This window comes from Pseudomonas sp. PONIH3 (assembly GCF_002934345.1).
Taxonomy (GTDB): domain Bacteria; phylum Pseudomonadota; class Gammaproteobacteria; order Pseudomonadales; family Pseudomonadaceae; genus Aquipseudomonas; species Aquipseudomonas soli.
This window is the reverse complement of the sequence record NZ_CP026386.1, coordinates 3222315-3247505: the sequence shown is the minus strand read 5'-3', so window position 1 is coordinate 3247505 and position 25191 is coordinate 3222315. Positions and strand designations below refer to the sequence as shown.

19 protein-coding genes and 1 tRNA gene are annotated in these 25191 nt (G+C 62.6%); 3 read left to right on the top strand and 17 right to left on the bottom strand.

Annotated elements, in window-relative coordinates; genetic code table 11:
- Positions 1 to 38: 38 nt before the first annotated feature.
- From C3F42_RS15100 to rpsU, 5 genes are all read right to left on the bottom strand, one after another.
- Positions 39 to 115 (bottom strand) — tRNA-Ile (locus C3F42_RS15100).
- A gap of 17 nt (positions 116 to 132) precedes the next feature.
- Positions 133 to 3876: an EAL domain-containing protein gene (locus tag C3F42_RS15095; protein WP_104444582.1), complete on the bottom strand. Its 3744-nt coding sequence runs from the start codon at positions 3874 to 3876 to the stop codon at positions 133 to 135.
- A 120-nt stretch (positions 3877 to 3996) separates the two neighbouring features.
- Positions 3997 to 5847: an RNA polymerase sigma factor RpoD gene (rpoD, locus tag C3F42_RS15090; protein ID WP_094011474.1), complete on the bottom strand. Its 1851-nt coding sequence runs from the start codon at positions 5845 to 5847 to the stop codon at positions 3997 to 3999.
- Between the two features lie 67 nt (positions 5848 to 5914).
- Positions 5915 to 7903 carry a DNA primase gene (gene dnaG / locus C3F42_RS15085; protein ID WP_094011473.1) on the bottom strand — a complete coding sequence of 663 codons (1989 nt, stop codon included), beginning with the start codon at positions 7901 to 7903 and terminating at the stop codon, positions 5915 to 5917.
- A gap of 278 nt (positions 7904 to 8181) precedes the next feature.
- Positions 8182 to 8397, bottom strand: a complete 216-nt coding sequence (gene rpsU, locus C3F42_RS15080) for a 30S ribosomal protein S21 (RefSeq protein WP_003255575.1) — start codon at positions 8395 to 8397, stop codon at positions 8182 to 8184.
- A 205-nt stretch (positions 8398 to 8602) separates the two neighbouring features.
- On the opposite strand from rpsU, the gene tsaD reads away from it, so the two are divergent.
- Positions 8603 to 9628 (top strand): tRNA (adenosine(37)-N6)-threonylcarbamoyltransferase complex transferase subunit TsaD, encoded by a 1026-nt coding sequence (tsaD, locus tag C3F42_RS15075; protein WP_023629253.1) that lies wholly within the window; start codon positions 8603 to 8605, stop codon positions 9626 to 9628.
- A gap of 25 nt (positions 9629 to 9653) precedes the next feature.
- Here tsaD and plsY read toward each other — a convergent pair whose 3' ends face one another.
- On the bottom strand, positions 9654 to 10223 hold the full coding sequence (plsY, locus tag C3F42_RS15070; RefSeq protein WP_046857387.1) for a glycerol-3-phosphate 1-O-acyltransferase PlsY: 570 nt from the start codon (positions 10221 to 10223) through the stop codon (positions 9654 to 9656).
- Between the two features lie 74 nt (positions 10224 to 10297).
- Here plsY and folB point away from each other — a divergent pair, with 74 nt between their 5' ends.
- Positions 10298 to 10654 (top strand): dihydroneopterin aldolase, encoded by a 357-nt coding sequence (gene folB, locus C3F42_RS15065; protein ID WP_046857386.1) that lies wholly within the window; start codon positions 10298 to 10300, stop codon positions 10652 to 10654.
- Positions 10645 to 11154: a 2-amino-4-hydroxy-6-hydroxymethyldihydropteridine diphosphokinase gene (folK, locus tag C3F42_RS15060; protein WP_023629256.1), complete on the top strand. Its 510-nt coding sequence runs from the start codon at positions 10645 to 10647 to the stop codon at positions 11152 to 11154. Before folB ends, folK begins: the two co-directional genes overlap by 10 nt.
- Before the next feature lie 47 nt (positions 11155 to 11201).
- Here folK and C3F42_RS15055 read toward each other — a convergent pair whose 3' ends face one another.
- From C3F42_RS15055 to C3F42_RS15005, 11 genes are all read right to left on the bottom strand, one after another.
- The gene (locus C3F42_RS15055) at positions 11202 to 12296 is read right to left on the bottom strand and encodes a multifunctional CCA tRNA nucleotidyl transferase/2'3'-cyclic phosphodiesterase/2'nucleotidase/phosphatase (RefSeq protein WP_104444581.1); all 1095 of its coding nucleotides are present in this window, start codon (positions 12294 to 12296) and stop codon (positions 11202 to 11204) included.
- 60 nt (positions 12297 to 12356) lie between these two features.
- Positions 12357 to 13925, bottom strand: coding sequence for a SpoVR family protein (locus tag C3F42_RS15050; protein ID WP_023629258.1), 1569 nt, complete (start codon positions 13923 to 13925; stop codon positions 12357 to 12359).
- Positions 13922 to 15193, bottom strand: a complete 1272-nt coding sequence (locus C3F42_RS15045; RefSeq protein ID WP_023629259.1) for a YeaH/YhbH family protein — start codon at positions 15191 to 15193, stop codon at positions 13922 to 13924. The genes C3F42_RS15050 and C3F42_RS15045 overlap by 4 nt, the downstream gene beginning before the upstream one ends.
- Before the next feature lie 125 nt (positions 15194 to 15318).
- Complete coding sequence (locus C3F42_RS15040; RefSeq protein WP_104444580.1) at positions 15319 to 17241, bottom strand: PrkA family serine protein kinase; 1923 nt, start codon at positions 17239 to 17241, stop codon at positions 15319 to 15321.
- A 282-nt stretch (positions 17242 to 17523) separates the two neighbouring features.
- Positions 17524 to 17853 carry a thiosulfate sulfurtransferase GlpE gene (gene glpE / locus C3F42_RS15035; RefSeq protein WP_094011470.1) on the bottom strand — a complete coding sequence of 110 codons (330 nt, stop codon included), beginning with the start codon at positions 17851 to 17853 and terminating at the stop codon, positions 17524 to 17526.
- Positions 17854 to 17866: 13 nt separating this feature from the next.
- On the bottom strand, positions 17867 to 18724 hold the full coding sequence (locus C3F42_RS15030; protein WP_104444579.1) for a symmetrical bis(5'-nucleosyl)-tetraphosphatase: 858 nt from the start codon (positions 18722 to 18724) through the stop codon (positions 17867 to 17869).
- Complete coding sequence (gene apaG / locus C3F42_RS15025) at positions 18724 to 19104, bottom strand: Co2+/Mg2+ efflux protein ApaG (RefSeq protein ID WP_104444578.1); 381 nt, start codon at positions 19102 to 19104, stop codon at positions 18724 to 18726. The genes C3F42_RS15030 and apaG overlap by 1 nt, the downstream gene beginning before the upstream one ends.
- Positions 19105 to 19241: 137 nt before the next feature.
- Positions 19242 to 20033 (bottom strand): 16S rRNA (adenine(1518)-N(6)/adenine(1519)-N(6))-dimethyltransferase RsmA, encoded by a 792-nt coding sequence (rsmA, locus tag C3F42_RS15020; protein ID WP_094011468.1) that lies wholly within the window; start codon positions 20031 to 20033, stop codon positions 19242 to 19244.
- Positions 20030 to 21019: a 4-hydroxythreonine-4-phosphate dehydrogenase PdxA gene (gene pdxA / locus C3F42_RS15015; protein WP_104444577.1), complete on the bottom strand. Its 990-nt coding sequence runs from the start codon at positions 21017 to 21019 to the stop codon at positions 20030 to 20032. The genes rsmA and pdxA overlap by 4 nt, the downstream gene beginning before the upstream one ends.
- Positions 21016 to 22335 carry a peptidylprolyl isomerase gene (locus tag C3F42_RS15010; RefSeq protein ID WP_023630735.1) on the bottom strand — a complete coding sequence of 440 codons (1320 nt, stop codon included), beginning with the start codon at positions 22333 to 22335 and terminating at the stop codon, positions 21016 to 21018. The genes pdxA and C3F42_RS15010 overlap by 4 nt, the downstream gene beginning before the upstream one ends.
- Positions 22316 to 25126 (bottom strand): LPS-assembly protein LptD, encoded by a 2811-nt coding sequence (locus tag C3F42_RS15005; RefSeq protein ID WP_094011465.1) that lies wholly within the window; start codon positions 25124 to 25126, stop codon positions 22316 to 22318. The genes C3F42_RS15010 and C3F42_RS15005 overlap by 20 nt, the downstream gene beginning before the upstream one ends.
- Positions 25127 to 25191: the final 65 nt, after the last annotated feature.

Sequence of the window (25191 nt, the reverse complement as noted above, 5' to 3'; positions counted from 1 at the left end):
CAAACACACGAAAGCCGCGCAATGCGCGGCTTTGAAGGTGGTGGGCCCACACGGACTCGAACCGTGGACCAAAGGATTATGAGTCCTCTGCTCTAACCGACTGAGCTATAGGCCCTCAGCAGGAGCGCTGGATTATAACGAGGGTTTCGATAGCGTGCCATCCGAAAGATCCGTTTGTGCTATGCGAAGAAAGGTCGCCGCGAATTCGTCCGGCGGCAGGGGCAGGCTGACGATATAGCCCTGAATCTGCTCGCAGCCTTCGGCGGCGAGGAAGCGCTGCTGCGCCTGGTTCTCCACGCCTTCGGCAATGATCGTCAATTGCATGCTGCGGCCCAGGGCGATGATCGCGCGGGCGATGGCGGCGTCGTGGGGATCGTCGGGCAGGCCGCGGATGAACGACTGGTCGATCTTGAGGATGTCCAGCGGCAGGCGCTTGAGGTAGCTGAGCGAGGAGTAGCCGGTGCCGAAGTCGTCGATGGCCAGCTGCACGCCCAGCTGCTTGAGCTGATGGAGCACGCTCAGGGCTTCCTCGGCCTGGCTCATGATGAAGTTTTCGGTGATCTCCAGCTGCAGATCGCCCGCCTTGAGCTGGTAGTTGCGCAGCAGTTGCTCGATGCGCCGGGCCAGGTTGGGCTGGCGCAGCTGGGCTCCGGCGAGGTTGATCGAGAGCGGGCCGAAGGCGTGGTAGGTCTTCTTCCAGCTGTGCATCTGCCGGCAGGCCTGTTCAAGTACCCAGTCGCCAAGCTGGAGAATGGTGCCGTTCTCCTCGGCCAGGTGAATGAACTGCTCGGGGGGCACGTCGCCGAAGGTTGGATGGGTCCAGCGAATCAGGGCCTCGGCGCCCACCAGGCTCTGGGTCTTGAGGCTGAACTTGGGCTGGTAGCACAGGCTCAGCTCGTTGCGCTCGATGGCGCGGCGCAGTTCGTGCTCCAAGGCAATGCGCTCGCTGGCCTGGGTGGTCAGTTCGCGAGTGTAGGCCTCGACCCGGTTGCGGCCCTTGGCTTTGGAGCGGTACATGGCGGCGTCGGCGTTGCGGATTAGGTTGGCGACATCGGTGCCGTCTTGTGGGTATAGGCTGATGCCGATGCTGGCACTGGTGAAGAACTCGTGCTCGCCGGCCTGGAACGGTGCGTGGAAGCCGGCCAGCAACTTGTTGGCGATGGCGCTGGCATCGCTGGGCTTGTGCAGGCCGGGCAGCAGGATGATGAATTCGTCGCCGCCCAGGCGGGCCACGGTGTCGACATCACGCACCTGCTCCTTGAGGCGCTGGGCGATACCCTTGAGCAACAGGTCGCCCACCGGGTGCCCGAGGCTGTCGTTGATGTGCTTGAAGCGGTCGAGGTCGAGGAACAGCACCGCGCCCTGGCGGTTGGAGACCTGGGCGCAACTGAGTGCGGCCTGCAGGCGGCTTTCGAACAGGGCGCGATTGGGCAGGCCGGTCAGCGGGTCGTGGTGGGCCTGGTAGTCGAGCTTGGCCTGGGCGTGCTTCAGACTGGAAATGTCGGCGAACACGGCGACGAAGTGGGTGATCTCGCGTTCGTGGTTGCGCACGGCGCTGATGGTCAGCCAGCCGGGGTAGAGTTCGCCGTTCTTGCGCTTGTTGTAGATTTCCCCCTGCCAGTGACCTTCGGCGGTCAACTGGTGCCACATGGCGACGTAGAAGGCGCTGTCATGTTGGCCGGAGGCGAGCAGGCGCGGGGTCTGGCCGAGGGCTTCGATTTCGCTGTAGCCGGTGATTTCGCTGAACGCGCGGTTGACTGCGCTAATGCGCTGGTCGGTGTCGGTGATCAGCACGCCTTCGGCGGTGTTCTCGAACACCGTGGCGGCGAGTTGCAGTTTCTCCTGCATCAGGTGGCGTTCGGTGATATCGCGGGCGATGGTCAGCATGCAGTCGACGCCGCCAATGGGCAGTGGTCGGGCGGACAGTTCGCAGAGGCGGATCTGGCCGTCGCTGCGGCGGATGTGGCAACTGAAATCGCGCACGAAACCGTCACGCTGCAGTTGATCGACCAGGCGCTGGCGCTCGTTGAGGTCGACCCAGATACCCAGGTCCAGCGAGGTCTGGTCAACCGTTGGGCTGATGTCGTAGCCGGTGAGGCGGCAGAAGCCTTCGTTGACCTCCAGCAGCAGGCCATCGCTCTGGCGTGACAGCAACAGGCCATCGGGTGAGGCATGGAAGGCCTTGGCGAACTTCTCCTCGGAGGTCTGCAGTTGCTGCTGGGTTTCCTTCAACTGACTGATATCGCGGATCGCCACCACCAGCGCCGGCATGCCGTCGAGGTCGAAGGTCTCGGCCGAGGTCAGCCCGGTGAACAACTCGCCGTTGTTGCGGCGGAAGGTCATTTCCAGGTTGCGGATGCCGCCGCGATGCAGGCGTTCGAGCAGGGCCGGGCCGGTACCGGCCACGCCCCACAGGCCGAGCTCGGTGGCGGTGCGGCCGATCACTTGCGCCGGGCTCAGGCCGATCAGTTCTTCGAAGGCCTCGTTGACCTCCAGCAGGCAGCCATCGCTGTGCCGTGCGATGATCAGGATGTCCGGGCACTGCTGGAACACCGAGGCGAACTTCTGCTCCGACAGGCGCAGGGCATCTTCGGTGTGCTTGGTTTCGCTGATGTCGATCATCAAGCCGCGCATCAGCGACTTGTGGCCGTGTTCGATCATGCTGACGATGTTGCGTACCCATAGCGTATGGCCGTCGGCGCGGATCACCCGGTAGTCCAGGCTGTGGTCGCGCCCGGCGGCTGTTTCGCTGTCGCAGTAGGCCTGCGCCCACAGGGCATCTTCCGGGTGCAGGATGCTGCGCCAGAAGCCCGGCTTGAGCCATTCTCCCGTCGGGTAGCCGAGCAGGTCCTCGGCGTGCGGCGATACATAGCTGTAGCTGAAGTCGTTGGCATCGGCTTCCCAGGCCACCGCTGACAGGCTCTCGATCAGGCCGCGGTAGTGGTACTCGCTGCTGCGCAGTTCCTGTTCCAGGGCGATGCGCCGGGAAATCTCCGAGCTCAGCCGGCGGTTGATACGGATCACCACTGCCAGAATCGCCATGAGCACCAGCATGGCCGGCAGGCCGTAGAGCAGCACGTCGTGCCAGAAAGTCCTTTGGTCGACGACGTTGCCTACCCAGCGCTGCTGTATGTGGCTGACTTCGCTACTGCTCATGTCGGCGATGACCTTGTCGAGGATGCCAACGAGCATCTTCTGTTCCCGCGGCACGGCCATGGCCAGCTGGTAGCGGTATGGCGTTTCACCGCTTACATACAAACCATCCAGCTTGAGTTGGCGAAGGCTCCAGATGCTCGAAGCGAGGTCGCCGACCACGGCGTCTACCTCATCAGTAGCCAGGGCCTGCAAGGCGGAGCTGACATTGGGCATGGCCACCAGGTTGAGGTCCGGGTGGTGGGTGCGCAGCAGCTCATGAGGGGCATAGTTCTCCACTACGGCGATCTTCAGGCCATAGAGGTCCTTGAGGTTGCGCGGTTGCGCGCCGCCGGAGTGGGCGAGGATGACGATCGGGAAGTCCAGGTAAGGACGGGTGAAGGCCAGGTAGGCTTGCCGTTCCGGGGTGGACATGATTCCGGGGAGCAGGTCGAGCTGGTTGCTACGTGCCTGTGCCAGGACTTCGGTCCAACTGCTGGGCTCGATCGGCTTGAGGGTTATCCCCAGGCGTTCCTGGATCAAAGCGATGTAATCGGCGGCTAATCCCTGGTAGCGACCTTCCTGGTCGCGGAATTCGAACGGCGGCCATGAAGCATCGACGCCCAGGCGCAGCTGCTGGTGGGCGCTGAGCCAGGCTTGTTCCTCGTCGGTCAGGGTCAGGGCGCCGGCCGTTGTGTTCCAGGCGAGCAGGATCAGCAACAGGAAGGCCGGCATCAGGGGCATAGCGGCCTCTCGATCAGGGGGTCTGATTCGAGTGTAGACGGGCTTGCCGCCCGCTGGGTAGACAGGGGCCACGACCTTCTGTCACATAAGAAAAACCCCGGCCTGGGCCGGGGTTTTTCTTTACTCGTCGAGGAAGGAGCGCAAGTGCTCGCTTCGCGTCGGGTGGCGCAGCTTGCGCAGCGCCTTGGCTTCGATCTGACGGATCCGCTCACGGGTCACGTCGAACTGCTTGCCGACTTCTTCGAGGGTGTGGTCGGTGTTCATGTCGATGCCGAAACGCATGCGCAGCACCTTGGCTTCGCGTGCGGTCAGGCCCGAGAGCACGTCACGGGTCGCTTCCTTGAGGCTTTCGACCGTGGCCACGTCGATCGGGGACTGCATGGTGGAGTCCTCGATGAAGTCGCCCAGGTGCGAATCTTCGTCGTCACCGATCGGGGTTTCCATGGAGATCGGCTCTTTGGCGATCTTCAGGACCTTGCGGATCTTGTCCTCAGGCATCTCCATGCGCTCGCCCAGCTCTTCCGGGGTCGGTTCGCGACCCATTTCCTGCAGCATCTGGCGGGAAATACGGTTGAGCTTGTTGATCGTCTCGATCATGTGCACCGGGATACGGATGGTGCGCGCCTGGTCGGCGATCGAGCGGGTGATCGCCTGGCGGATCCACCAGGTGGCGTAGGTCGAGAACTTGTAGCCGCGACGGTATTCGAACTTGTCCACCGCCTTCATCAGGCCGATGTTGCCTTCCTGGATCAGATCGAGGAACTGCAGGCCGCGGTTGGTGTACTTCTTGGCGATCGAGATCACCAGACGCAGGTTCGCCTCGACCATTTCCTTCTTGGCGCGGCGAGCCTTGGCTTCACCGATGGACATGCGGCGGTTGACGTCCTTGATCTCGGCGACGGTCAGGCCGGTCTCGCTCTCGAGGTCGATCAGTTTTTGCTGGCAAGCGACGATGGCGGCGTTTTTCTCACCCAGGGCGGCGGCCCATTTGGTGTTGCGCTTGGCCAGGTCACCGGACCAGGTCTGGTCGGTCTCGTTGCTCGGGAACAGGCGCAGGAAGTCGGCACGCGGCATGCGCGCGTCACGCACGCACAGTTGCATGATGGCGCGTTCTTGCTGGCGCAAGCGATCCAGGGCACTGCGTACGCGCTCGACCAGAACGTCGAACTGCTTGGGCACCAGCTTGATCGGCATGAACAGGTCGGCCAGCGCCTGCATGGCGCTGATGCTGTCTTTATGGCCTCGACCGTGCTTCTTCAGCACTTTGAGGGTATCGACCAGCTGATCCTTGACTGCACCAAAACGCTGGGCGGCAACGACCGGGTCCGGACCGCTTTCGGCCTCTTCCTCGTCGTCGCCATCGGCGTTCTCTTCGTCTTCTTCGTCGCTTTCTTCCTTCGCGGCAGCGGCCTTGGCACCCGGGATTGGTACCTCTTCGGTCGGTGCGGCGATGTTGTCGTCAGGGTCGATGTAGCCGCTGAGGACGTCGGAAAGACGGCCGCCTTCGGAGGTGACACGGTCGTATTCGCCGAGGATGTAGTCGACAGTACCCGGGAAGTGAGCGATGGCGCCCATGACTTCACGGATGCCTTCCTCGATACGCTTGGCGATTTCGATCTCGCCTTCGCGGGTCAGCAGCTCGACGGTACCCATTTCGCGCATGTACATGCGCACCGGGTCGGTCGTGCGGCCGATATCGGTCTCGACAGCCGCCAATGCGGCGGCGGCCTCTTCGGCTGCGGCCTCGTCAGTGTCGGCTTCCGCCAACAACAGGGCATCCGCATCCGGAGCACTCTCGAATACGTTGATCCCCATGTCGTTGATCATGCGGATGATGTCTTCCACCTGCTCCGGATCTGAAATATCCTCTGGCAGGTGGTCGTTGACCTCCGCGTAAGTCAGGTAGCCCTGCTCACGACCGCGGGTGATCAACTCTTTGATACGAGATTGCTGTTGCGCTTTTCCGGACATAACACCCTATCCACTGAAGGTCTTGGCGGGCAAAAAACAAGCCGAGGATTATACCCGAGCATGGACCTCACGCGCCAGATGAGGTCGGGTTTTGTGCGGGAACATTACGGCTCAGCAGGGTAAGCAGCTGAGATTTTTCCTCTGTACTCAGTTCACTTAGACGCGCTTTCCTGAGCAGATGTTCCAGGCTGCGCTCGCGCTGGCGAGCGGACAAGCTAGTTATAGTGTCGAAAAACTGTTGTTCAAGGTTGTCGGCATCGATCAACCATTCCTTTTCCGCCAGAGCGCGCAGCAGGCGACCCTGTTCGGTCCCGTGCCAGCGCGCGATCAGCTGCATTGAGCTTAGCTTAGGATTCTTCTGCGCGGCCTCGATGAGGGCCACCAGCAGCTGGCTGTACAGTTGCTCTTCGTCGGCGAAGTGGCTGGCATCCTCGACCTTGCCCGCCAGCAGCGGGTGATGCAGCAAGGTGCGCAAGGCCGAGAGCGTCGGTGGTTCCACTGGCGCGGGCACCCGTGGCGGCGCTTCGCCGCGCTGGCCATCGCGCTGCCACGGCTTGCCACCTTTCTTGTCCCAGGGTTTGCCGTCCCACTGCTTCTTGCCGCCACCTTTGTTCGGCGTCCAGGGGCGTTGCTCCTGTTGTGGCGCCGAGTAGTCGGGCTGGTAGTGCATGTCGCCATGGTCAGGCACGTAGCTTGCCATGGCGTCGTAGTCGTAACCGGGGTCGTAATCAGGCGCGCTGGGTGCTGGCGCGCTCTGGGCCAGTTGCTCCATCTGCTGCGGGTCGAGGCCGGTGATGTCTTTCAGGCGGTTGCGCATCAGTTGGCGCAGGTTGGCGCCCGGGACCTTTTCGATCAGCGGTGCGGCCAGCGTCACCATGTGCGCCTTGCCTTCCAGTGAGCGCGGGTCGGCCTCGTTGCTCAACTGCTCGAAGAAATAATCGGCCAGTGGCTGGGCGTGCTGGTTGATACGGGCCTGGAAGGCATCGGTGCCTTCGGCGCGCACCAGGCTGTCCGGGTCTTCGCCTTCGGGCAGGAACAGGAAGCGTGCGCGGCGACCGTCCTGCAGGCTCGACAGGGTCGCCTCCAGGGCACGCCAGGCGGCCTTGCGGCCAGCCTGGTCGCCGTCGAAACAGAACAGCACGCTGGGCACCACGCGGAACAGGCGCTTGAGGTGTTCCTCGCTGGTGGACGTGCCGAGGGTGGCCACGGCGTTGCGCAAGCCCTGCTGGGCCAGGGCGATGACGTCCATGTAGCCTTCGACGACGATGATCTCGTCGAGGTTGCGGTTGTGCTTGCGCGCCTCGTACAGGCCGTAGAGCTCCTGGCCCTTGTGGAACACCGGGGTTTCCGGGGAGTTCAGGTACTTGGGCTTGTCGTCGCCCAGTACCCGGCCGCCGAAGGCGATGACCCGGCCGCGGCTGTCGCGGATCGGGAACATCACTCGGTCGCGGAAGCGGTCATAGCGCTTGCCGCTTTCGGCGTTCTCGATCAGCAGGCCGGCGTCGATCATCACTTTCTGTTGCAGCGAGTCGGCACCCAGGTGCTTGAGCAGGTTGTCCCAGCCCGGCGGCGCGAAGCCCAGGCCAAAGTCGCGGGCGATCTCGCCGGACAGGCCGCGCCCCTTGAGATACTCCACTGCCGCCTTGCGGGTGGCGTGGCTGCGCAGGGCCTGGCGATAGAACTCGCTGGCCGCCTCGAGCAAGGGGTACAGCGGCGAGTCTGTCGGCTGGCGCGGCTTCTGCCCGCGGCGGCCTTCCTCGCGGGGGACTTCCATGCCGGCCGCGCGGGCCAGCTCCTCGACTGCCTGGGGGAAGTCCAGGTTGTCGTGGTCCATGACAAAGCCGAGGGCGTTACCCCCAGCGCCGCAACCGAAGCAATAGTAGAACTGCTTGTCGGGGCTGACAGTGAAGGAGGGGCTCTTTTCCTTGTGGAACGGGCAGCAGGCGGAAAGATTCTTGCCGGTCTTTTTCAGCTGGATGCGCGAACTCACCACATCGACGATGTCGGTGCGGTTGAGAAGGTCATCGATAAAGCTCTGGGGAATTAGCCCGGCCATGGCAGTCTCGTCATCTGGCAACTGGCAAGTCTAAACGCTTGTGCGCGGGTTTGGCGTGGGGTGTCGCAGGAAGAGGTGTGTGCTCGTCGGTAGCCGGTGAAGGCTCGTCAGAAAAGACGTGCACGCCTGGCCAAAGACCAGTTCTGACGCGTTGAGGCAGGTTGCCCATGGCTTTTGCCGGGGCACCCCAGGCGCATGGCCAAGGGTTTCAAGCAACCGCTACCATAAGCCCGGCACGAGGCCGGGCATGGCAGAAGCTTTGCGTAGAACGGCTGTACTTAGTACAGACGAACGGCTCGGCGCTGTTCGCGCTGAACTTTCTTCGCGTGACGCTTAACAGCGGCAGCGGCTTTGCGCTTACGCTCGGCGGTCGGCTTCTCGTAAAACTCGCGGCTACGAACTTCAGCCAGTACACCGGCTTTTTCGCAGGAGCGCTTGAAACGACGCAGAGCTACGTCGAAGGGTTCGTTCTCTTTAACTTTGACGGCTGGCATCCAGGGCTACCTTAATTCATTACCGGGGTAGACGTGCTCCTGGCAAAACATAAGGTGTGCTGGAGAACGTCGGTTTTCAAGGGTTGCGGATGTTAACCCTTAGCTGGCCGGAATGCAAAGCCTCTGATCGAAAACCGCTGGTCGGCACCGGGCACGGGGACTATCATGCGCGCCTTCGAATTCAGCCTCAACAAGGCACGGACCCATGCTAGTACTGGGATTGGAAACATCCTGCGACGAAACTGGCGTCGCATTATACGACAGTGAACGCGGCCTGCTGGCCGACGCGCTGTTCAGCCAGATCGACCTGCACCGCGTCTATGGCGGCGTGGTGCCCGAGCTCGCCTCGCGCGATCACGTCAAACGCATGTTGCCCCTGATTCGCCAGGTGTTGCAGGAGGCCGACTGCGTCGCCACCGAGATAGACGCCATCGCCTATACCGCAGGCCCGGGACTGGTCGGCGCGCTGCTGGTGGGCGCCTCTTGCGCCCAGGCACTGGCGTTCGCCTGGGATATTCCGGCGATCGGTGTGCACCATATGGAGGGCCATCTGCTGGCGCCGATGCTCGAAGAGCAACCGCCGCAGTTTCCGTTCGTCGCTTTGTTGGTTTCAGGTGGCCATACCCAGCTGGTGCGGGTCGATGGCATCGGCCAGTACGAACTGCTGGGCGAGAGCCTCGACGACGCCGCCGGCGAGGCGTTCGACAAGACCGCCAAGCTGATCGGCCTCAATTATCCGGGTGGCCCCGAGATCGCCCGTCTGGCCGAACAAGGCACGCCCGGGCGCTTCGTGTTCCCGCGGCCGATGTGCGACCGCCCCGGGCTGCAGTTCAGCTTCAGCGGCCTCAAGACCTTTGCCCTGAATACCTGGCAGCAATGCCGCGATGCCGGGGACGACAACGAGCAAACCCGTTGCGACGTGTCGCTGGCGTTCCAGCAGGCGGTGGTGGAAACTCTGACCATCAAGTGCAAGCGCGCCCTCAAGCAGACCGGCCTCAAGCGCCTGGTCATCGCCGGCGGCGTGAGCGCCAACAAGGCCTTGCGTGTTTCGTTGGAAGAGATGCTGACCAGCATCAAGGGCAACGTCTACTACGCCCGCCCACGTTTCTGCACCGACAACGGTGCGATGATCGCCTATGCCGGTTGCCAGCGTCTGTTGGCCGGGCAGCAGCAGGACCTGGCGATCAGCGTGCAGGCGCGCTGGCCGATGGAGCAGTTGCCGGCAGTATGAAGTGAGCCGGGCTTGTGCGAATGCATCAGAAGTGGCGTTCGCGCCCGGCGAACAGGTCACGCAGGTTGCGGCGGTGGCGCCAGACGATCAGCACCGTCAGCACGGTCATCGGCAGCAGTGCTTCAGGCTCGCGCCAGGCCAGCAAGGGCAGCGTCAGCGGTGTGGCGATCAACGCCGCGAGCGAACTGGTGCGGGTCAGGTAGAAGGTCAGCAGCCAGGCGCCAATGGCCAGCAGGGCCGCTGGAAAGTACAGCGCCATCAGCATGCCGGCGGCGGTGGCCACCCCTTTGCCGCCTTTGAAGCGGAAGTACACTGGGAACAGGTGACCGAGCACTGCGCAGATGCCCACCCAGGCCTGCTCTTGCTGGTCGAGTCCGGCCAGGCGAGCAAGCAGCACAGGCAACATGCCCTTGCACAGGTCGCCGAGCAGCGTCAGGATCGCCAGTTTGCGGCCCGCCAGGCGTAGCATGTTGGTGGCGCCGGCATTGCCGGAACCGCTGGAGCGCGGGTCGGGGCTGCCACTGAGGCGGCTCAGGACAATGGCGAAGGACAGAGAGCCGAGCAGGTAGGCAAGCAGCGCCAGTGACCAAAACATGCTAACTATTCCGGGCGAGGACGCCCTGATTCTAACGGCGCCCGTCGCCCTTGTCGTGCTGTGGAGAGAAGTGCTTGGACAGAGTGTTCATCGAAGGCCTGGAAGTCGATACCGTGATCGGCGCCTATGACTGGGAGCGGGATATTCGCCAGTGCCTGCGCCTGGACCTGAGCTTCGCCTGGGACAACCGTCCGGCGGCGGCCGGTGACGACCTGTCGCTGGCACTGGACTATGCCAGTGTCTCGGCACGTATCCAGGCGTTCGCCGAACAGGCCCGTTTCGAGCTGGTCGAGACCTTCGCCGAGCGCTTGGTCGCGGTGTTGATGGCGGAATTCAACATTCCCTGGGTGCGCCTGAAACTCACCAAGCCGGGCGCGGTACCGGCGGCCCGTGGTGGTGTTGGCGTGGAGATCGAGCGCGGATGTCTCTGAGCACGGTATACCTTGGGCTGGGCAGCAACATCGAGCGTGAGCGGCACTTGTGCGCCGGGCTCGATGCCCTCGCCGGCATCCTCAAAGACATGCAGTGTTCCGCGGTGTTCGAGAGCCAGGCCGTGGGGATCAAGAGTGGCCCGTTCTACAATCTGGTGGTGCGCGGGCGCACCGAACTGCCGCTGCTGGAACTCGATCGCCGGCTCAAGTTCATCGAGGCCGACAATGGCCGCTACGCGCCGGACCGCAAGGGGCTGCCACTGGATATCGACGTACTGATGTTCGATGACCTGTGCGGGACCTTCGATGGCCTGGTGCTGCCGCGCGCGGAGATCCTGAAGAACGCCTTCGTGCTCTGGCCGCTGTCCTTGCTGGCCCCGGAGTTGGTGCACCCGGGCGAGGGCAGGTCCATGGGGCAGTTGTGGCGGGAGGCGCGCATCGAGCAGGTACTGGCGCCGGTACCGTTCGAATGGCGCGGGTTGCAGTTGACCCCCGCTTAGCCTGCCCCGGCCTCTTCGCGGTTCTACCTGCGAAGAGGCCGGGCAGATCAAGCAGCCTTGTAGGCTTCGAGCGCCTTCAGTCGCTCACCTTTGAGCGCTTCACCCAGGCCCTGGCCGGCAAGCCCGGCTTCGAGCAACGGCTTGACATCCACGGCGCGTGCAGCTTCAGCGGCCCCGCGCAAATACTCGCCTTGTGGATACTCTGAACCCAGCGCCGCCATCTCGCAGGCGGCGATGAAGTCCTCGAAGCGCTTCGGCCGTCGGTACACATCAAACTTCTGCAGCATCTCCAGCAGGCTTGCAGGTTCCAGCTGCGGAGCCTGGTCCGCTCGCTCGGCAAACTCCCCCACCAGCATCGCCAGTTCCTGGCACTCACGCGGGGCCTTGAAGCGCTGGTTCAGCGCTTTGAGCGCGGCAGGCTGCAGCCCGCGTAGCAGGCACGCCCAGCGCACCGCCAGCGGCTGCTGGTGCCTTGCCGCCTGGTGCAGCGCGGCCAGTGTACTGGCGCCCTCAAGCTCGGGCGTCAGCTCGCTCAGCCCGCCGCAGCTGCGTAGCACCTCAATGAACACCTGCGGCTCGCTTTCCATCAATGCGCGCTCGATCTCCTTCCAGCTGCGCTCGGCGGTCAACGCCTGCAGTTCGCCTGATTCGGCGATCTGGCGCATCAACTGCAAGGTCTCATCGGCTACACGAAAGCCCAGGGGCGCGTAGCGCGCGGCAAAGCGGGCAACGCGCAGCACCCGCAGGGGATCTTCGGCGAATGCCGGGGAAACATGGCGCAGGAGGCGCTGCTCGAGATCTGCCTTGCCATGGTAGGGATCGTGCAGGTTGCCGTGCTCGTCCTCGGCCATGGCATTGATGGTCAGGTCGCGACGAACCAGATCCTCCTCGAGGGTGACTTCGGGGCTCGCGTGGAAGGTGAAACCACCATACCCGCGCCCGCTCTTGCGTTCGGTACGGGCCAGGGCATATTCCTCGCCCGTCCTGGGGTGAAGGAATACCGGAAAATCGGCACCGACCGGACGAAAGCCCTCGGCCTGCATTTGTTCGACCGTGGCGCCGACCACCAGCCAGTCGACGTCGCTGACCGGACGGCCGAGCAGACGGTCGCGCACGGCGCCGCCAACCTTGTAGATCTGCATGTGGAACCTCCATTACTGGCGACAGGATACCTTGTCGACGGCAATGGAGGTGGGCTGCCGCTAGAGGTGGTGCACCACGGCCAGGTCCATGCGCCCGTAGTCGCCGGCCTCGCTGTGCTCGCCCCGTGGCGGCATGTGGTGGGTCTTCATCACCTGGTCGCCCTGAACGGTCTCCAGGTGGATATCGAAGCCCCACAGGCGGTGCAGGTGCTTGAGCACCTCTTCGGTGGAATCACCCAGGGGTTTGCGGTTGTGCTGCTGGTGGCGCAGGGTGAGCGAGCGGTCGCCGCGGCGATCAATGCTCCAGATCTGCACGTTGGGTTCACGGTTGCCCAGGTTGTACTGGGCGGCCAGTTGCTCGCGGATGGTGCGGTAGCCGGCTTCGTCATGGATCGCCGGGACCAGCAGGTCGTCACGCTGGTCATCGTCGAGGATGCTGAACAGCTTGAGGTCGCGCATCACCTTGGGCGACAGGTACTGCAGGATGAAGCTTTCGTCCTTGAAGCTGCTCATGGCGAACTTGATGGTCGAAAGCCAGTCACTGCCGGCGATATCCGGGAACCAGCGGCGATCTTCCTCGGTGGGGGCCTCGCACATGCGACGGATGTCGGTGTACATCGCAAAGCCAAGGGCGTACGGGTTGATGCCGCTGTAGTAGGGGCTGTCGAAGCCAGGCTGGAACACCACGCTGGTATGAGACTGGAGGAACTCCATCATGAAGCCCTCGGTGATCAGGCCCTCGTCATAGAGGTCGTTCATCAGCGTGTAGTGCCAGAAGGTCGCCCAACCTTCGTTCATCACTTGGGTCTGGCGTTGTGGATAGAAGTACTGGGCGATCTTGCGCACGATGCGCACCACCTCGCGCTGCCAGGGTTCGAGCAGCGGGGCGTGCTTCTCGATGAAGTAGAGAATGTTCTCCTGGGGCTCGGCGGGGAATCGCGCATCGTCCCTGTCGCCGCCTTTTTCCACGCCTTTGGGAATGGTCCGCCAGAGGTCATTGATCTGTCGTTGCAGGTGCTCTTCACGCTCCTTCTGCCGGCGCCGTTCTTCTTCGGCGGAGATGGGGTAGGGGCGTTTGTAGCGATCCACGCCATAGTTCATCAGCGCATGACAGGAGTCGATCAGGTCCTCGACGGCGTCGATGCCATGACGCTCCTCGCACTGGGCAATGTACTGCTTGGCGAACACCAGGTAGTCGATGATCGAACTGGCGTCGGTCCAGGTGCGAAACAGGTAGTTGCCCTTGAAGAAACTGTTGTGGCCATAGCAGGCGTGGGCGATCACCAGTGCCTGCATGCACATGGTGTTTTCTTCCATCAGGTAGGCGATGCACGGATCGGAATTGATAACGATCTCGTACGCCAGGCCCATCTGGCCCCGACTATAGGACTTCTCGGTGCTGAGGAACTGTTTGCCGTAGGACCAGTGGTGATAGCCCAGTGGCATGCCCACCGAGGCGTAGGCGTCCATCATCTGTTCGGCGGTGATGACTTCGATCTGGTTGGGGTAGGTATCCAGGGCGTAGCGGGCGGCCAGGCGACTGATCTCGCGGTCGTACGTCTGGATCAGCTCGAACGTCCATTCGGAGCCGGTGGAAATGGGTTGGCGTCTCTGCTCTCTGGCGGTCATGTGGCTAACCTGCGCTGGAAGAGTTCACGGAAGACCGGGTAGATATCGCCGGCCGATACCAACTGCTGCTGGGCGAAGGTGTCGGGAAATGCTTCGCCGATGCGCTCGTACTCATACCACAGCGCCTGGTGTTCGCGTGGGGTGATCTCGACGTAAGTGTAGTACTGCACATGCGGCATGATCTGGTTGGCGAGGATGTCGCGGCAGATCGGCGAATCGTCGTTCCAGTTGTCACCGTCCGATGCCTGGGCGGCATAGATGTTCCAGTCGCTGGCCGGGTAGCGCTCGGCCATGACTTCCTGCATCAGCTTGAGCGCGCTGGAGACGATGGTGCCGCCGGTCTCGCGGGAGTAGAAGAACTCTTCCTCGTCCACTTCGCGGGCGCTGGTGTGGTGACGGATGAACACCACCTCGATGCGGTCGTAATTACGCTTGAGGAACAGGTATAGCAGGATGAAAAAGCGCTTGGCGATGTCCTTGGTAGCCTGTGTCATGGAGCCTGAGACATCCATCAGGCAGAACATCACTGCCTTGGAGCTGGGGTTGGGTTGCCTGACCAGGAGGTTGTACTTGAGGTCAAAGGTGTCGAGGAAGGGCAGGCGATTGATGCGCGCCTTGAGGCGCTCGATCTCGGCCTCGGTATCCTGGATGTCGGTGAAGTTGTCCGGCTCCTCGACCTTGAGCCGTTCCAGTTCCTTTTGCGCCTCGCGCAACAGCGCGCGGCTGCTGCCGGTCAGGGCGATACGGCGGGCGTGGGCCGAGCGCAGCGTACGCACGATGTTGATGCGCGAAGGATTGCCCTCGTTGGCAATACCGGCGCGCACGGTCTTGAAGGTGTCGGCACCAGTAAGGTGGCGTTTGACCAGGTTGGGCAGTTCCAGGTCTTCGAACATGAATTCGAGGAATTCTTCCTGGGTGATCTGGAACACGAAATCGTCCATGCCCTCGCCGGAGTTGCCGGCCTTGCCGCGCCCGCCGCCACCGCCGCCACCTTGGGGCCGGGCAATGTGTTCGCCAGCGGTGAACTCCTTGTTACCTGGGTGAACGATGGTCTGCTTGCCGCCGCGGCCGTGGTGCAGCACCGGTTCGTCGATGTCACGCCCCGGGATACTGATCTGCTCGCCGTGTTCCATGTCCATGATGGAGCGGCGGCTCACGGCCTCTTCGACGGCTTTCTTGATGTGCTCACGGTAACGCCGCAAGAAGCGCTGGCGGTTGACCGTGCTCTTGTTCTTGCCGTTCAGGCGTCGGTCGATAACGTAGCTCATGGGCCCTCCGGTAGCTGGGTACAGCTGCAAGCTTCAAGCTACGAGCTGCAAGTAAAAGCAATCGCTGCCGCCACAGGCCAGCGGTGTGCCGGGGCACACCGCCAAGCGGCCGGTGCGTGCGGCTTTTACTGCGATTTCCTGACCCGCAGGTACCATTCCGACAGCAGGCGTACCTGTTTGTCGGTGTAGCCACGTTCCACCATCCGGGTGACGAAATCGTTGTGCTTCTGCTGGTCTTCCTTGCTGGCCTTGGCGTTGAAGCTGATGACCGGCAGCAGGTCTTCGGTGTTGGAGAACATTTTCTTCTCGATCACCACCCGCAGCTTCTCGTAGCTGAGCCAGCTGGGGTTCTTGCCATTGTTGTTGGCACGGGCGCGCAGCACGAAGTTGACGATCTCGTTGCGGAAGTCCTTCGGATTGCTGATACCGGCCGGCTTCTCGATCTTCTCCAGCTCCTCGTTGAGGGCGATACGGTTGAGGATTTCGCCAGTCTCCGGGTCGCGGTACTCCTGGTCCTGGATCCAGAAGTCGGCATACAGCACGTAGCGGTCGAAGATGTTCTGGCCGTACTCGCTGTAGGATTCCAGATAAGCGGTCTGGATTTCCTTGCCGATGAACTCGATGTAGCGCGGCGCCAGGTACTCCTTGAGGTAGCGCAGGTAGCGCTCGCGTACTTCGGCAGGGAACTGCTCCTGCTCGATCTGCTGTTCCAGCACGTACAGCAGGTGCACCGGGTTGGCGGCAATCTCATGCGGATCGAAGTTGAATACCTTGGAGAGGATCTTGAAGGCGAAGCGGGTCGACAGGCCGTTCATGCCCTCGTCGACGCCGGCGGAGTCGCGGTACTCCTGGATCGACTTGGCCTTGGGGTCGGTGTCCTTGAGGTTCTCGCCGTCGTAGACGCGCATCTTCGAGTAGATGTTGGAGTTCTCCGGCTCCTTGAGGCGTGAAAGCACTGTGAACTGGGCGAGCATCTTCAGTGTGTCGGGCGCGCAATGAGCCTTGGCCAGCGAGCTGTTGATCAGCAACTTGTCGTAGATCTTGATCTCGTCGCTGACGCGAAGGCAGTACGGCACCTTGACGATATAGATACGGTCGATGAACGCTTCGTTGTTCTTGTTGTTGCGGATGGTGTGCCATTCCGATTCGTTGGAGTGGGCCAACAGGATACCGGTGTAGGGGATCGCCCCCAGACCTTCGGTACTGTTGTAGTTGCCCTCCTGGGTAGCGGTGAGCAGCGGGTGAAGCACCTTGATCGGCGCCTTGAACATCTCGACGAACTCCATCAGGCCTTGGTTGGCCCGGCACAACGCGCCCGAGTAGCTGTAGGCGTCGGCGTCGTTCTGCGGAAACTCCTCGAGCTTGCGGATATCCACCTTGCCGACCAAGGCCGAGATATCCTGGTTGTTCTCGTCACCTGGTTCGGTCTTGGCGATGGCGATCTGGTTGAGGATCGATGGATAGAGCTTCACCACCCGGAACTTGCTGATGTCGCCGCCGAACTCCTGCAGGCGCTTGGTGGCCCAGGGCGACATGATGGTATTCAGATAGCGGCGCGAAATGCCGAATTCTTCCTCGAGGATCGCTCCGTCCTCGGTGGCGTTGAACAGCCCGAGTGGCGACTCGAAGACCGGCGAGCCCTTGATGGCGTAGAACGGTACCTTTTCCATCAATTGCTTGAGTTTTTCGGCCAGCGACGACTTGCCGCCGCCCACCGGACCCAGCAGGTAGAGGATCTGCTTCTTCTCTTCCAGGCCCTGAGCGGCGTGGCGGAAGTAGGAGACGATCTGGTCGATGCACTCTTCCATGCCATGGAAATCGGCAAAGGCCGGATAGCGGCGGATCACCTTGTTGGAGAAGATCCGCGACAGCCGGGAGTTACTTGAGGTGTCGATCAGCTCTGGTTCACCGATGGCCAGCAACAGCCGCTCGGCCGCCGAGGCATAGGCGCTGCGATCCTCTTTGCACAGCTCAAGGTACTCCTGCAGCGAAAGTTCTTCCTGGCGGGTGGACTCGAAACGTTGTTGGAAGTGGCTAAAAATGCTCATGACGTCACCTCGCTCGATACGTGGAGACGACGCCGGATCAGTCAGCCGATGCTGGCATGCAACCGGTTTTGTCGGTTGCTGTATACCCCCCAGAACACCCTGTAACGCTACCGATGACCCGCACGCCGGTGTACCGGCTCTCCCCTTTTTTGGATGGCCTGGGCTTAAGGATAGTTGGTTATACGAGAGGTCAAGGGCGGGGAGCGGAGAAGACGCCTACGACCGTTCGTCAGGTCGGGCCCTAGCCCGCGCCAAGCGCGGGCTGCAGGAAAAATGAAAAAATTATTCGGCGCTGCCCTGGGCGGTTTCCCCCGGGTAGGTGTTACGCCACAGTTCGAAGCCACCATCGATGCTGTAGACGTTGGAGAAGCCCTGGCCGACCAGGTAGGCGGCGGCACTCTGGCTGGAATTGCCGTGGTAGCAGACTACCAGTGTAGGCGCGTCCAGGTCGGCGCTGCGGATGAAGTCGGCTACCGAGTGATTATCCAGATGAGTGGCGCCGGCGATATGGCCGGCGGCAAACGCCTGTGGGTCGCGGATATCGACAACGATCGCACCTTCGGCACGCAGGGCGAGGGCTTGTTCTGGGGAGATACGCTTGAATTCGCTCATGGGTGCGGTTCCTTCATGGCTGATCGTTGAGAGATGCCGGCGGGCGAGGTGTGCCTTCGCGGGTGCAGTCGCAGCGGTGGAATTCGCCGCTGTCGACATTGTACAGGGTCATCGCGCCCCCCCAGACACAGCCGGTGTCCAGGGCAATCACACCGGGGACGTCGACCCGGCCTTCGAGGGCTGCCCAGTGGCCGAAGATGATCTTCACATGGCGCGAGCGGCGGTCCGGGTGAGCGAACCATGGTTTATAGCCTTTGGGCGCGCTGTCGGCGCCTTCCTTGCTCTTGAGGTCGAGCTTGCCGGTGGCGGTGCAGAAGCGCATGCGGGTGAAGTAGTTGGTGATCACTCGCAGGCGTTCGACGCCGGCCAGATCCTTGCTCCACTTGTTCGGCTCGTTGCCGTACATACCGTCCAGATACAGTTTCAGGCGACTGTCGTCGCGCAGCACCTCCTCGACCTCCGCCGCCAGCTCCAGCGCCTTGCCCAGGGTCCACTGCGGCGGGATGCCGGCATGGGCCATGGCGATGCCGCGTGCTTCGTCGTAGTGCAGCAGTTTCTGCTGGCGGAGCCAGTCGAACAGCTGGTCGGCGTCCGGGGCTTCGATGACTTCGCGCAGGGTATCGCTTTTCTTCAGGCGCTCGACATTGTGCCAGGCGGCCAGCAGGTGCAGGTCATGGTTGCCCAGCACGCAGACCAGCGCATGGCGGATCGAGTAGAGATAACGCAACGTCTCGAGGGACTCTGGGCCACGGTTGACCAGGTCGCCCACCAGCCACAGGCGATCGACAGCCGGGTCGAAGCGCACGCGCTCGAGCAGGCACTTGAGTGGTTGCAGGCAGCCTTGCAGGTCCCCGACGGCATAGGTGGCCATCAGTGCAGCGCCCCGGGCACGGCCAGGCGGAACGGGGCGATCTGGACATCGAAGCGTTTGCCGTCTTCGGCGAACATCTGATAGCTGCCCTGCATGGTGCCGACGCGGGTGCTGATCACCGCACCGCTGCTGTAGGTGTGGCTCTGGCCTGGCTCGATCAGCGGCTGTTGGCCGATCACACCGGCACCGCGCACCTCCTCGACTTCGCCGTCACCGTTGGTGATCAGCCAGTGGCGGGACATCAGCTTGGCCTTGAGCGTGCCGTTATTCTGCACGGTGATGGTGTAGGCGAAGGCGAAGCGGCTGCTTTCGGGGTCGGATTGTTCTTTGAGATAGCGGGTCACGACGCTGACGTCGATCTGGTAGCGGGGGTCGGACATGCAAGGGCCTTGGGCGAACTGACGCAATAACGCAGTCTAGGCCATTGGCGGGGGTGGAGGCCAGTCATGCCTGAGCGCGGGGCAAGCCCACCCCCAGGGTGGGACGGGCTTGTCCTGCGCAGGCTCGGTCAGGCCTGCTATTCGGCCAGCTTGTCGGCCAGGCGCACGAAGGCGGCGAGGTCGAGCTGCTCGGGGCGCAAGCTGCCGTCGACGCCAGCGGCCTCGATGGCCTGGCTGTCGAGCACGCCCTTGAGCGTGTTGCGCAGGGTCTTACGGCGCTGGTTGAAGGCTTCGCGCACCACGTGCTCCAGCAGCTTGGGGTTCTTGGCCGGGAAGGGCAGCACTTCGTGGGGCACCAGGCGCACGATTGCCGAGTCCACCTTTGGTGGCGGGTTGAAGGCACCCGGGCCGACGTTGAACAGGTGCTCCACGCGGCAGTGGTACTGCACCATGATCGACAGACGGCCCCAGTCGCCGCCGCCAGGGCCCGCAGCCATGCGTTCGACCACTTCCTTCTGCAGCATGAAATGCATGTCGCGGATCAGGTTGGCGTGGGCCAGGAGATGGAAGATCAGTGGCGTGGAGATGTTGTAGGGCAGGTTGCCCACCACCTTGAGGCTGCGCTCCGGCACACCCAGCTGATTGAAGTCGAACTTCAGGGCGTCACCCTGGTGCAGGCGGAAGTTGTCGCGCCCGGCGAACTTGTGTTGCAGGATCGGCACCAGGTCTTTGTCCAGCTCGACCACGTCCAGCTGAGCGCCGCTGCCCAGCAGGCCCTCGGTCAGGGCGCCCTGGCCCGGGCCGATCTCCAGCAAGTGTTCGCCGGCCTTGGCGTTGATCGCCCGCAGGATACGGTCGATGATTCCGGCGTCATGCAGGAAGTTCTGGCCGAAGCGCTTGCGCGCCCGGTGTTGGTATTGCTCGGTCATGGTCGGTTCTCGGCCATCTGGTAGGCGGTTTGCAGGGCGACGCGCAGGCTGCCGGTGTCGATCCGGCCGGTGCCGGCCAGGCCCAGGGCTGTGCCGTGGTCGACCGATGTGCGGATGATCGGCAGGCCCAGCGTCACGTTGACCGCGGCGCCGAAGCCCTTGTACTTGAGCACGGGCAGGCCTTGGTCGTGGTACATCGCCAGCACCGCGTCGCAGTGCTCCAGATATTTGGGGGTAAACAGGGTATCGGCCGGCAGTGGGCCGCGCAGGTCCATGCCTTCGGCACGCAGGCGTTGCAGCGCCGGCTCGATGATGTCGATTTCTTCGCGGCCCAGGTGGCCGCCTTCTCCGGCATGCGGGTTGAGCCCGCAGACCAGGATGCGTGGGTTGGCGATGCCGAACTTGTCGCGCATGTCCGCATGCAGGATGCGGGTGACGCGCTCCAGGCGCTCGCCAGTAATGGCCTCGGCAATGTCCCGCAGTGGCAGGTGGGTGGTCACCAGTGCCACACGCAGCCCGTGGGTGGCCAGCATCATCACCACTTGCGTGGTGTGGGTGAGGTCGGCGAGGAACTCGGTATGCCCGGAAAAGGCGATACCGCTTTCGTTGATCACGCCCTTGTGCACCGGCGCGGTGATCATCCCGGCGAAGTGCCCGTCCAGGCAGCCTTGCCCGGCACGGGTCAGGGTTTCCAGGACGAATGCGGCGTTGGCCTTGTCCAGCTGCCCGGCTGTCACCGGGCGGGCCAGGGGGGTATCCCAGATATACAGGCTGCCGGCGGCAGCCGGTTGCTCCGGCCAGGCGGTCGGCACAACCGTGATCAGCTTGACGTTCAGGCCCAGCTGCGTGGCCCGCTCGGCGAGCAGGTCACGGCTGGTGATGGCGATCAGGGGGTAGGGCTGTACCTCGGTGGCGAGCAGCAGGCACAGGTCGGGACCGATGCCGGCAGGCTCGCCGGGGGTGACGGCGAAGCGCAGGGGTTTCACTGGGCGGCCTGGTCGGCGCCAGGCAGCTTGATTTCAACGTAGGCTTCGTCGCGGATCTGGCGCAGCCAGTTCTGCAGCTCTTCGTCATACTTGCGGTTGCGCAGGACGTTCATGGCCTGCTGCTCGCGAGCCTGTTCGGTGCTGTCGGTGGCGCGGCGGCCAAGCACTTCCAGCACATGCCAGCCGTACTGGGTCTTGAACGGCTTGGTCACCACGCCTTGCTCGGCATTGGCCATCTGCTCGCGGAACTCAGGTACCAGGCTGTTCGGGTCGACCCAGTTGAGATCGCCGCCGTTGAGTGCCGAGCCCGGGTCTTCCGAGAAGCTCTTCGCCAAATCGGCGAAGTTTTCACCGTTCTGGATGCGGTCGTACAGGCGCTCGGCCAGTTGCTCGGTGGCGGCTTCGCTGCGGATTTCGCTCGGTTTGATCAGGATGTGGCGAACATGCACTTCGTCGCGCAGCACGCTTTGGCTCCCGCCGCGCTTCTCTTCCAGCTTGAGGATGATGAAACCGGTGGGGATGCGGATTGGCTGGGTGATATCGCCGACCGCCATGCCGCTGAGCATCTTGGCGAAGTCTGGAGGCAGTTGGCCTGCCTGGCGCCAGCCCATTTCGCCGCCTTCCAGGGCATTTTCACTGCGCGAGCGGGCGATGGCCATCTGGCCGAAGTCCGCGCCTTGACGGAGTTGCTGGTAGACATCACCTACCTGACGCGCTGCAGCCTGGATTGCCTCCGAGTTGGCACCTTCCGGGGTCGGGATGAGAATGTTGGCCAGGCGGTATTCTTCTGACAATTGCATCTTGCCCAGGTCCGAGTTGAGGAAGTTCTTCACTTCTTGCTCGGACACCTGAATGCGCTCGGCCACGCGGCGCTGGCGCACACGGCTGATGATCATCTCGCGCTTGATCTGCTCGCGGGCGTCATCGTACGACAGGCCATCATGGGCCAGGGCTGCACGGAACTGTTCCAGCGACATGCCATTGCGCTGGGCAATGGTACCGACGGCCTGGTTCAGTTCTTCGTCGGTGATGCGGATGCCTGAGCGCTCGCCGATCTGCAGTTGCAGGTTCTCGACGATCAGGCGTTCCAGCACTTGCTGTTCCAGTGCGCTGGTGGGCGGCACGCCGCCGCCACGTTTGGCGATGGTCTGCTGCACTTCGCGAACGCGCTGGTCCAGTTGGCTCTGCATGACCACGTCGTTGTCGACGGTGGCCACGATGCGGTCGATGGGTTGTACCGCGGCATGCACCGCGCCACTCAACAATGCGGCGCCCAGCATCAGCGGGCGCAGACGATCAATAAGCTTGCTCTTCACGGGTACGGTAACCTTGAATGCCTTGGTCCAGGAACGATTCGACCTTGTTGCCGACTACACCACCGAGCCCTTTGAGCACGATCTGCAGGAAGATGCCGTGGTCGCCCTTTTCGTTTTCAGGTAGGGCCTGGCTGAAGTCGTCGTAGTCCATCCAGTAGCGACTGATCAGGCGCAGTTTCCAGCAGCAGTTGTCGTACTCGAAGCCGCCCATCGCTTCCAGTGTGCGGTTACGGTTGTAGTCATGCTGCCAGCGGGCAATGACGCTCCATTGCGGCACGATCGGCCAGATGACCGAGAAGTCGTGCTGCTGGATCTTGTAGTAGTCCTTGATGTAACCCGGCGTGCCCGGCGTACCGTAGTCACCACCGCCGACCTTCCAGTTACCGGTCTGCGAGTCGTAGGTGATCAGGTCGTTTCGGTAGCGATAGCCGAGATTGACGACCTTGTTCGGGTTGTCCTCGGGCTGGTAGTGGAACATCGCGCTGCCTGAGCGAGGGCTGTGGGTGTCCGGGTCCCAGTTGTAGGCCGAATTGAAGCGCCAGTCGCGGTTGAAAGCGTATTCGTATTCAAGCGCGTACGGCGACACATCCGACTTGCTGTCCACTCGGGTACGGTAGTCGATCCCTGGCAGTTGGACCTTGCGATCCTTGAAGTAGAACGCCTGGCCGATGCTGAAGCGCTGGCGTTGGAAGCCGTTGTCTTCGATCCAGCGGTTGGTTACGCCCAGCGACAGCTTGTTCTCGTCGCCAATACGGTCGGTGCCAACGAAACGGTTGTCGCGGAAAAGCGAAGAGTAGTTGAACGTGTTCTCGCCGGTGTCGAAGAGCGGGATATCGGTCTGGTCTTTGTACGGCACATAAAGGTAGAACAGGCGTGGTTCCAGGGTCTGGCGGTAGTTGGTACCGAACAGCTGGGTGTTGCGATCGAAATACAGGCCACTGTCGACACTGAAGACCGGAATGTCGCGATTCTGGTTGCTCTTGAAGTCGCCGTAGAGTTCAGTCCGGCCTGGATTGTCGATCAGGTCCTGTTTGCCCTTGCTGTCCAGATCCAGATCGTAATGGGTGTAGACGTATTTCAGTTTCGGGGTGATGAAACCATAGCTTGCCTGCATGGGCAGGCTGATCGCCGGTGCAAGATTCAGGCGAGTGCCATTGGAGCGAGCAACACCGAAGATGTTCTCGTCCAGGCGACGACCTGCACGACCGGCAGACGCGTCGGGTTTGCCGTCCTTGTCAAGAACGAAGTCGTCCTTCAAGTCACGATCGAAGCGTACCGCTTCGCTGTCGTAGGTCAGGTCGAAGCCACCCGGATGGTAGGGCAGCATGCCGTTGAAAGTGATCTGCGGCAGTCGGTCGTATGGAGTGGTCTGCGAAATGGTCGCCATCTCGTAGGCATGCACGTTCAGACGTGCGGTATAACTGTCACCCCGGTAGGTCAGCGCGCCCTGCTGGTTGACGATGTCTTGGGTCTTGATGCCGATCTGGTCAGATTCCAAGTCCTGGAAATAGAACGGGTCACTGATGTCGGTGTAGTCCACCTCGGTCATCAGGCGCTCGTCGAGGCCGCCCTTGTGCTGCCAGTTGACCATCCAGCGGTCTTTCTTGTAGTCCGTCTGCTTCTTGCGGTCATCGTCCTGATCGTTCAGGAACGCGCCACCGAACTGCCCTTCGCTGGACTTGGTCAGGTAGCGGAACTCGCCTTCCATCAACATGCCGCGCTTGGTCATGTAGCGCGGGTACAACGTGGCATCGTAGTTCGGTGCCAGGTTGAAGTAATACGGCGTGACCAGCATGAAGCCGGTGTCGCTGCTGGAGCTGAACGACGGCGGCAGGAAGCCGGACTGGCGACGGTCGTCGATCGGGAAGTAGATGTACGGTGTGTAGAACACCGGGAAATCCTTGACCCGCAGCGTCACGTTGGTCGCGGTGCCGAAGCCGGTGGCCGGGTTCAGGGTGATGTTGTTGCCCTTGAGTTGCCACGCGTTGCTGCCCGGCTCACAGGTGGTATAGGTACCGTCCTTGAGGCGGATGATGGCGTTTTCCGCACGCTTGGCGTACAGCGCGTTGCCGCGGATGTGCGACTTGTGCATCACGTATTCGGCGTTGTCGACCCGGGCCTCGCCGGTATCGAGCTGGATCTGCGCTTCGTCGCCGACCACCAGCGAGCCGTTGTCGCGGATCTTGACGTTGCCCTTGAGCTCGCCGCGGTTTTCGGCCTGGTACAGGTTGGCTTCGTCGGCTTCGGCCTGCATGCTGCCCTGGCGCATGACCACGTCACCGGCGAGGGTGGCGATCTGCTGCTCCTGCTGGTACTTGGAGACCTTGGCGTTGATGTAGGTCGGCGACTCGTCCTTGGGCGTGGAGTCGTTCATGCCCGGGCGGGTCGGCTCGATGTAGGCGCCGCCGCAGTACGGGCCGGTCTCGGCCAGCTGCGCGGCAGTGAGCTTCTCGCGCGGGACCCAGTCCAGATGGCTGTAGTCTTCGCTGCGCGACTTCAGGCCGCGGCCCTTGGCCTCGGTGACCAGCATCGGCTTGTCGGCCTCGGTCGCGGCGACTTCGCCGGATGCCTCGGCACCCGTGCTGGCCGCGGCAGCGCCCGGGTGTACCGGGCGCGGAGGCAAGTTGGCAGCGGTCTTGGGCTTGCAGTCCCAGCCACCGGAAGCGGACACTTGGCAGTCGAACTGCTCGGCCGCTACCACGTACGACGTGGCCAGGGGTTGCAGGGCCAGCAAACCGCCAGTCACGAGCAACGGAAACTTTCTACGAAACGCGGGGGATTTCAATGCCATCTTATTAGTCCGGGCTTCCTGCGTGCCATCTGCCCGCGTGTGGGGGCCGCACGCCTCTCGATGGT

Excerpts from the sequence above, each read along its gene's own strand:
- rpoD (WP_094011474.1), bottom strand. The coding sequence starts at position 5,847 with ATGTCCGGAAAAGCGCAACAGCAATCTCGTATCAAAGAGTTGATCACC.
- tsaD (WP_023629253.1), top strand. The coding sequence starts at position 8,603 with ATGCTAGTACTGGGATTGGAAACATCCTGCGACGAAACTGGCGTCGCA.
- C3F42_RS15050 (WP_023629258.1), bottom strand. The coding sequence starts at position 13,925 with ATGACCGCCAGAGAGCAGAGACGCCAACCCATTTCCACCGGCTCCGAA.
- C3F42_RS15040 (WP_104444580.1), bottom strand. The coding sequence starts at position 17,241 with ATGAGCATTTTTAGCCACTTCCAACAACGTTTCGAGTCCACCCGCCAG.
- plsY (WP_046857387.1), bottom strand. The coding sequence starts at position 10,223 with ATGTTTTGGTCACTGGCGCTGCTTGCCTACCTGCTCGGCTCTCTGTCC.
- glpE (WP_094011470.1), bottom strand. The coding sequence starts at position 17,853 with ATGAGCGAATTCAAGCGTATCTCCCCAGAACAAGCCCTCGCCCTGCGT.
- apaG (WP_104444578.1), bottom strand. The coding sequence starts at position 19,104 with ATGTCCGACCCCCGCTACCAGATCGACGTCAGCGTCGTGACCCGCTAT.
- rsmA (WP_094011468.1), bottom strand. The coding sequence starts at position 20,033 with ATGACCGAGCAATACCAACACCGGGCGCGCAAGCGCTTCGGCCAGAAC.
- C3F42_RS15045 (WP_023629259.1), bottom strand. The coding sequence starts at position 15,193 with ATGAGCTACGTTATCGACCGACGCCTGAACGGCAAGAACAAGAGCACG.
- folK (WP_023629256.1), top strand. The coding sequence starts at position 10,645 with ATGTCTCTGAGCACGGTATACCTTGGGCTGGGCAGCAACATCGAGCGT.
- C3F42_RS15095 (WP_104444582.1), bottom strand. The coding sequence starts at position 3,876 with ATGCCCCTGATGCCGGCCTTCCTGTTGCTGATCCTGCTCGCCTGGAAC.
- C3F42_RS15030 (WP_104444579.1), bottom strand. The coding sequence starts at position 18,724 with ATGGCCACCTATGCCGTCGGGGACCTGCAAGGCTGCCTGCAACCACTC.
- dnaG (WP_094011473.1), bottom strand. The coding sequence starts at position 7,903 with ATGGCCGGGCTAATTCCCCAGAGCTTTATCGATGACCTTCTCAACCGC.
- C3F42_RS15005 (WP_094011465.1), bottom strand. The coding sequence starts at position 25,126 with ATGGCATTGAAATCCCCCGCGTTTCGTAGAAAGTTTCCGTTGCTCGTG.
- rpsU (WP_003255575.1), bottom strand. The coding sequence starts at position 8,397 with ATGCCAGCCGTCAAAGTTAAAGAGAACGAACCCTTCGACGTAGCTCTG.
- C3F42_RS15055 (WP_104444581.1), bottom strand. The coding sequence starts at position 12,296 with ATGCAGATCTACAAGGTTGGCGGCGCCGTGCGCGACCGTCTGCTCGGC.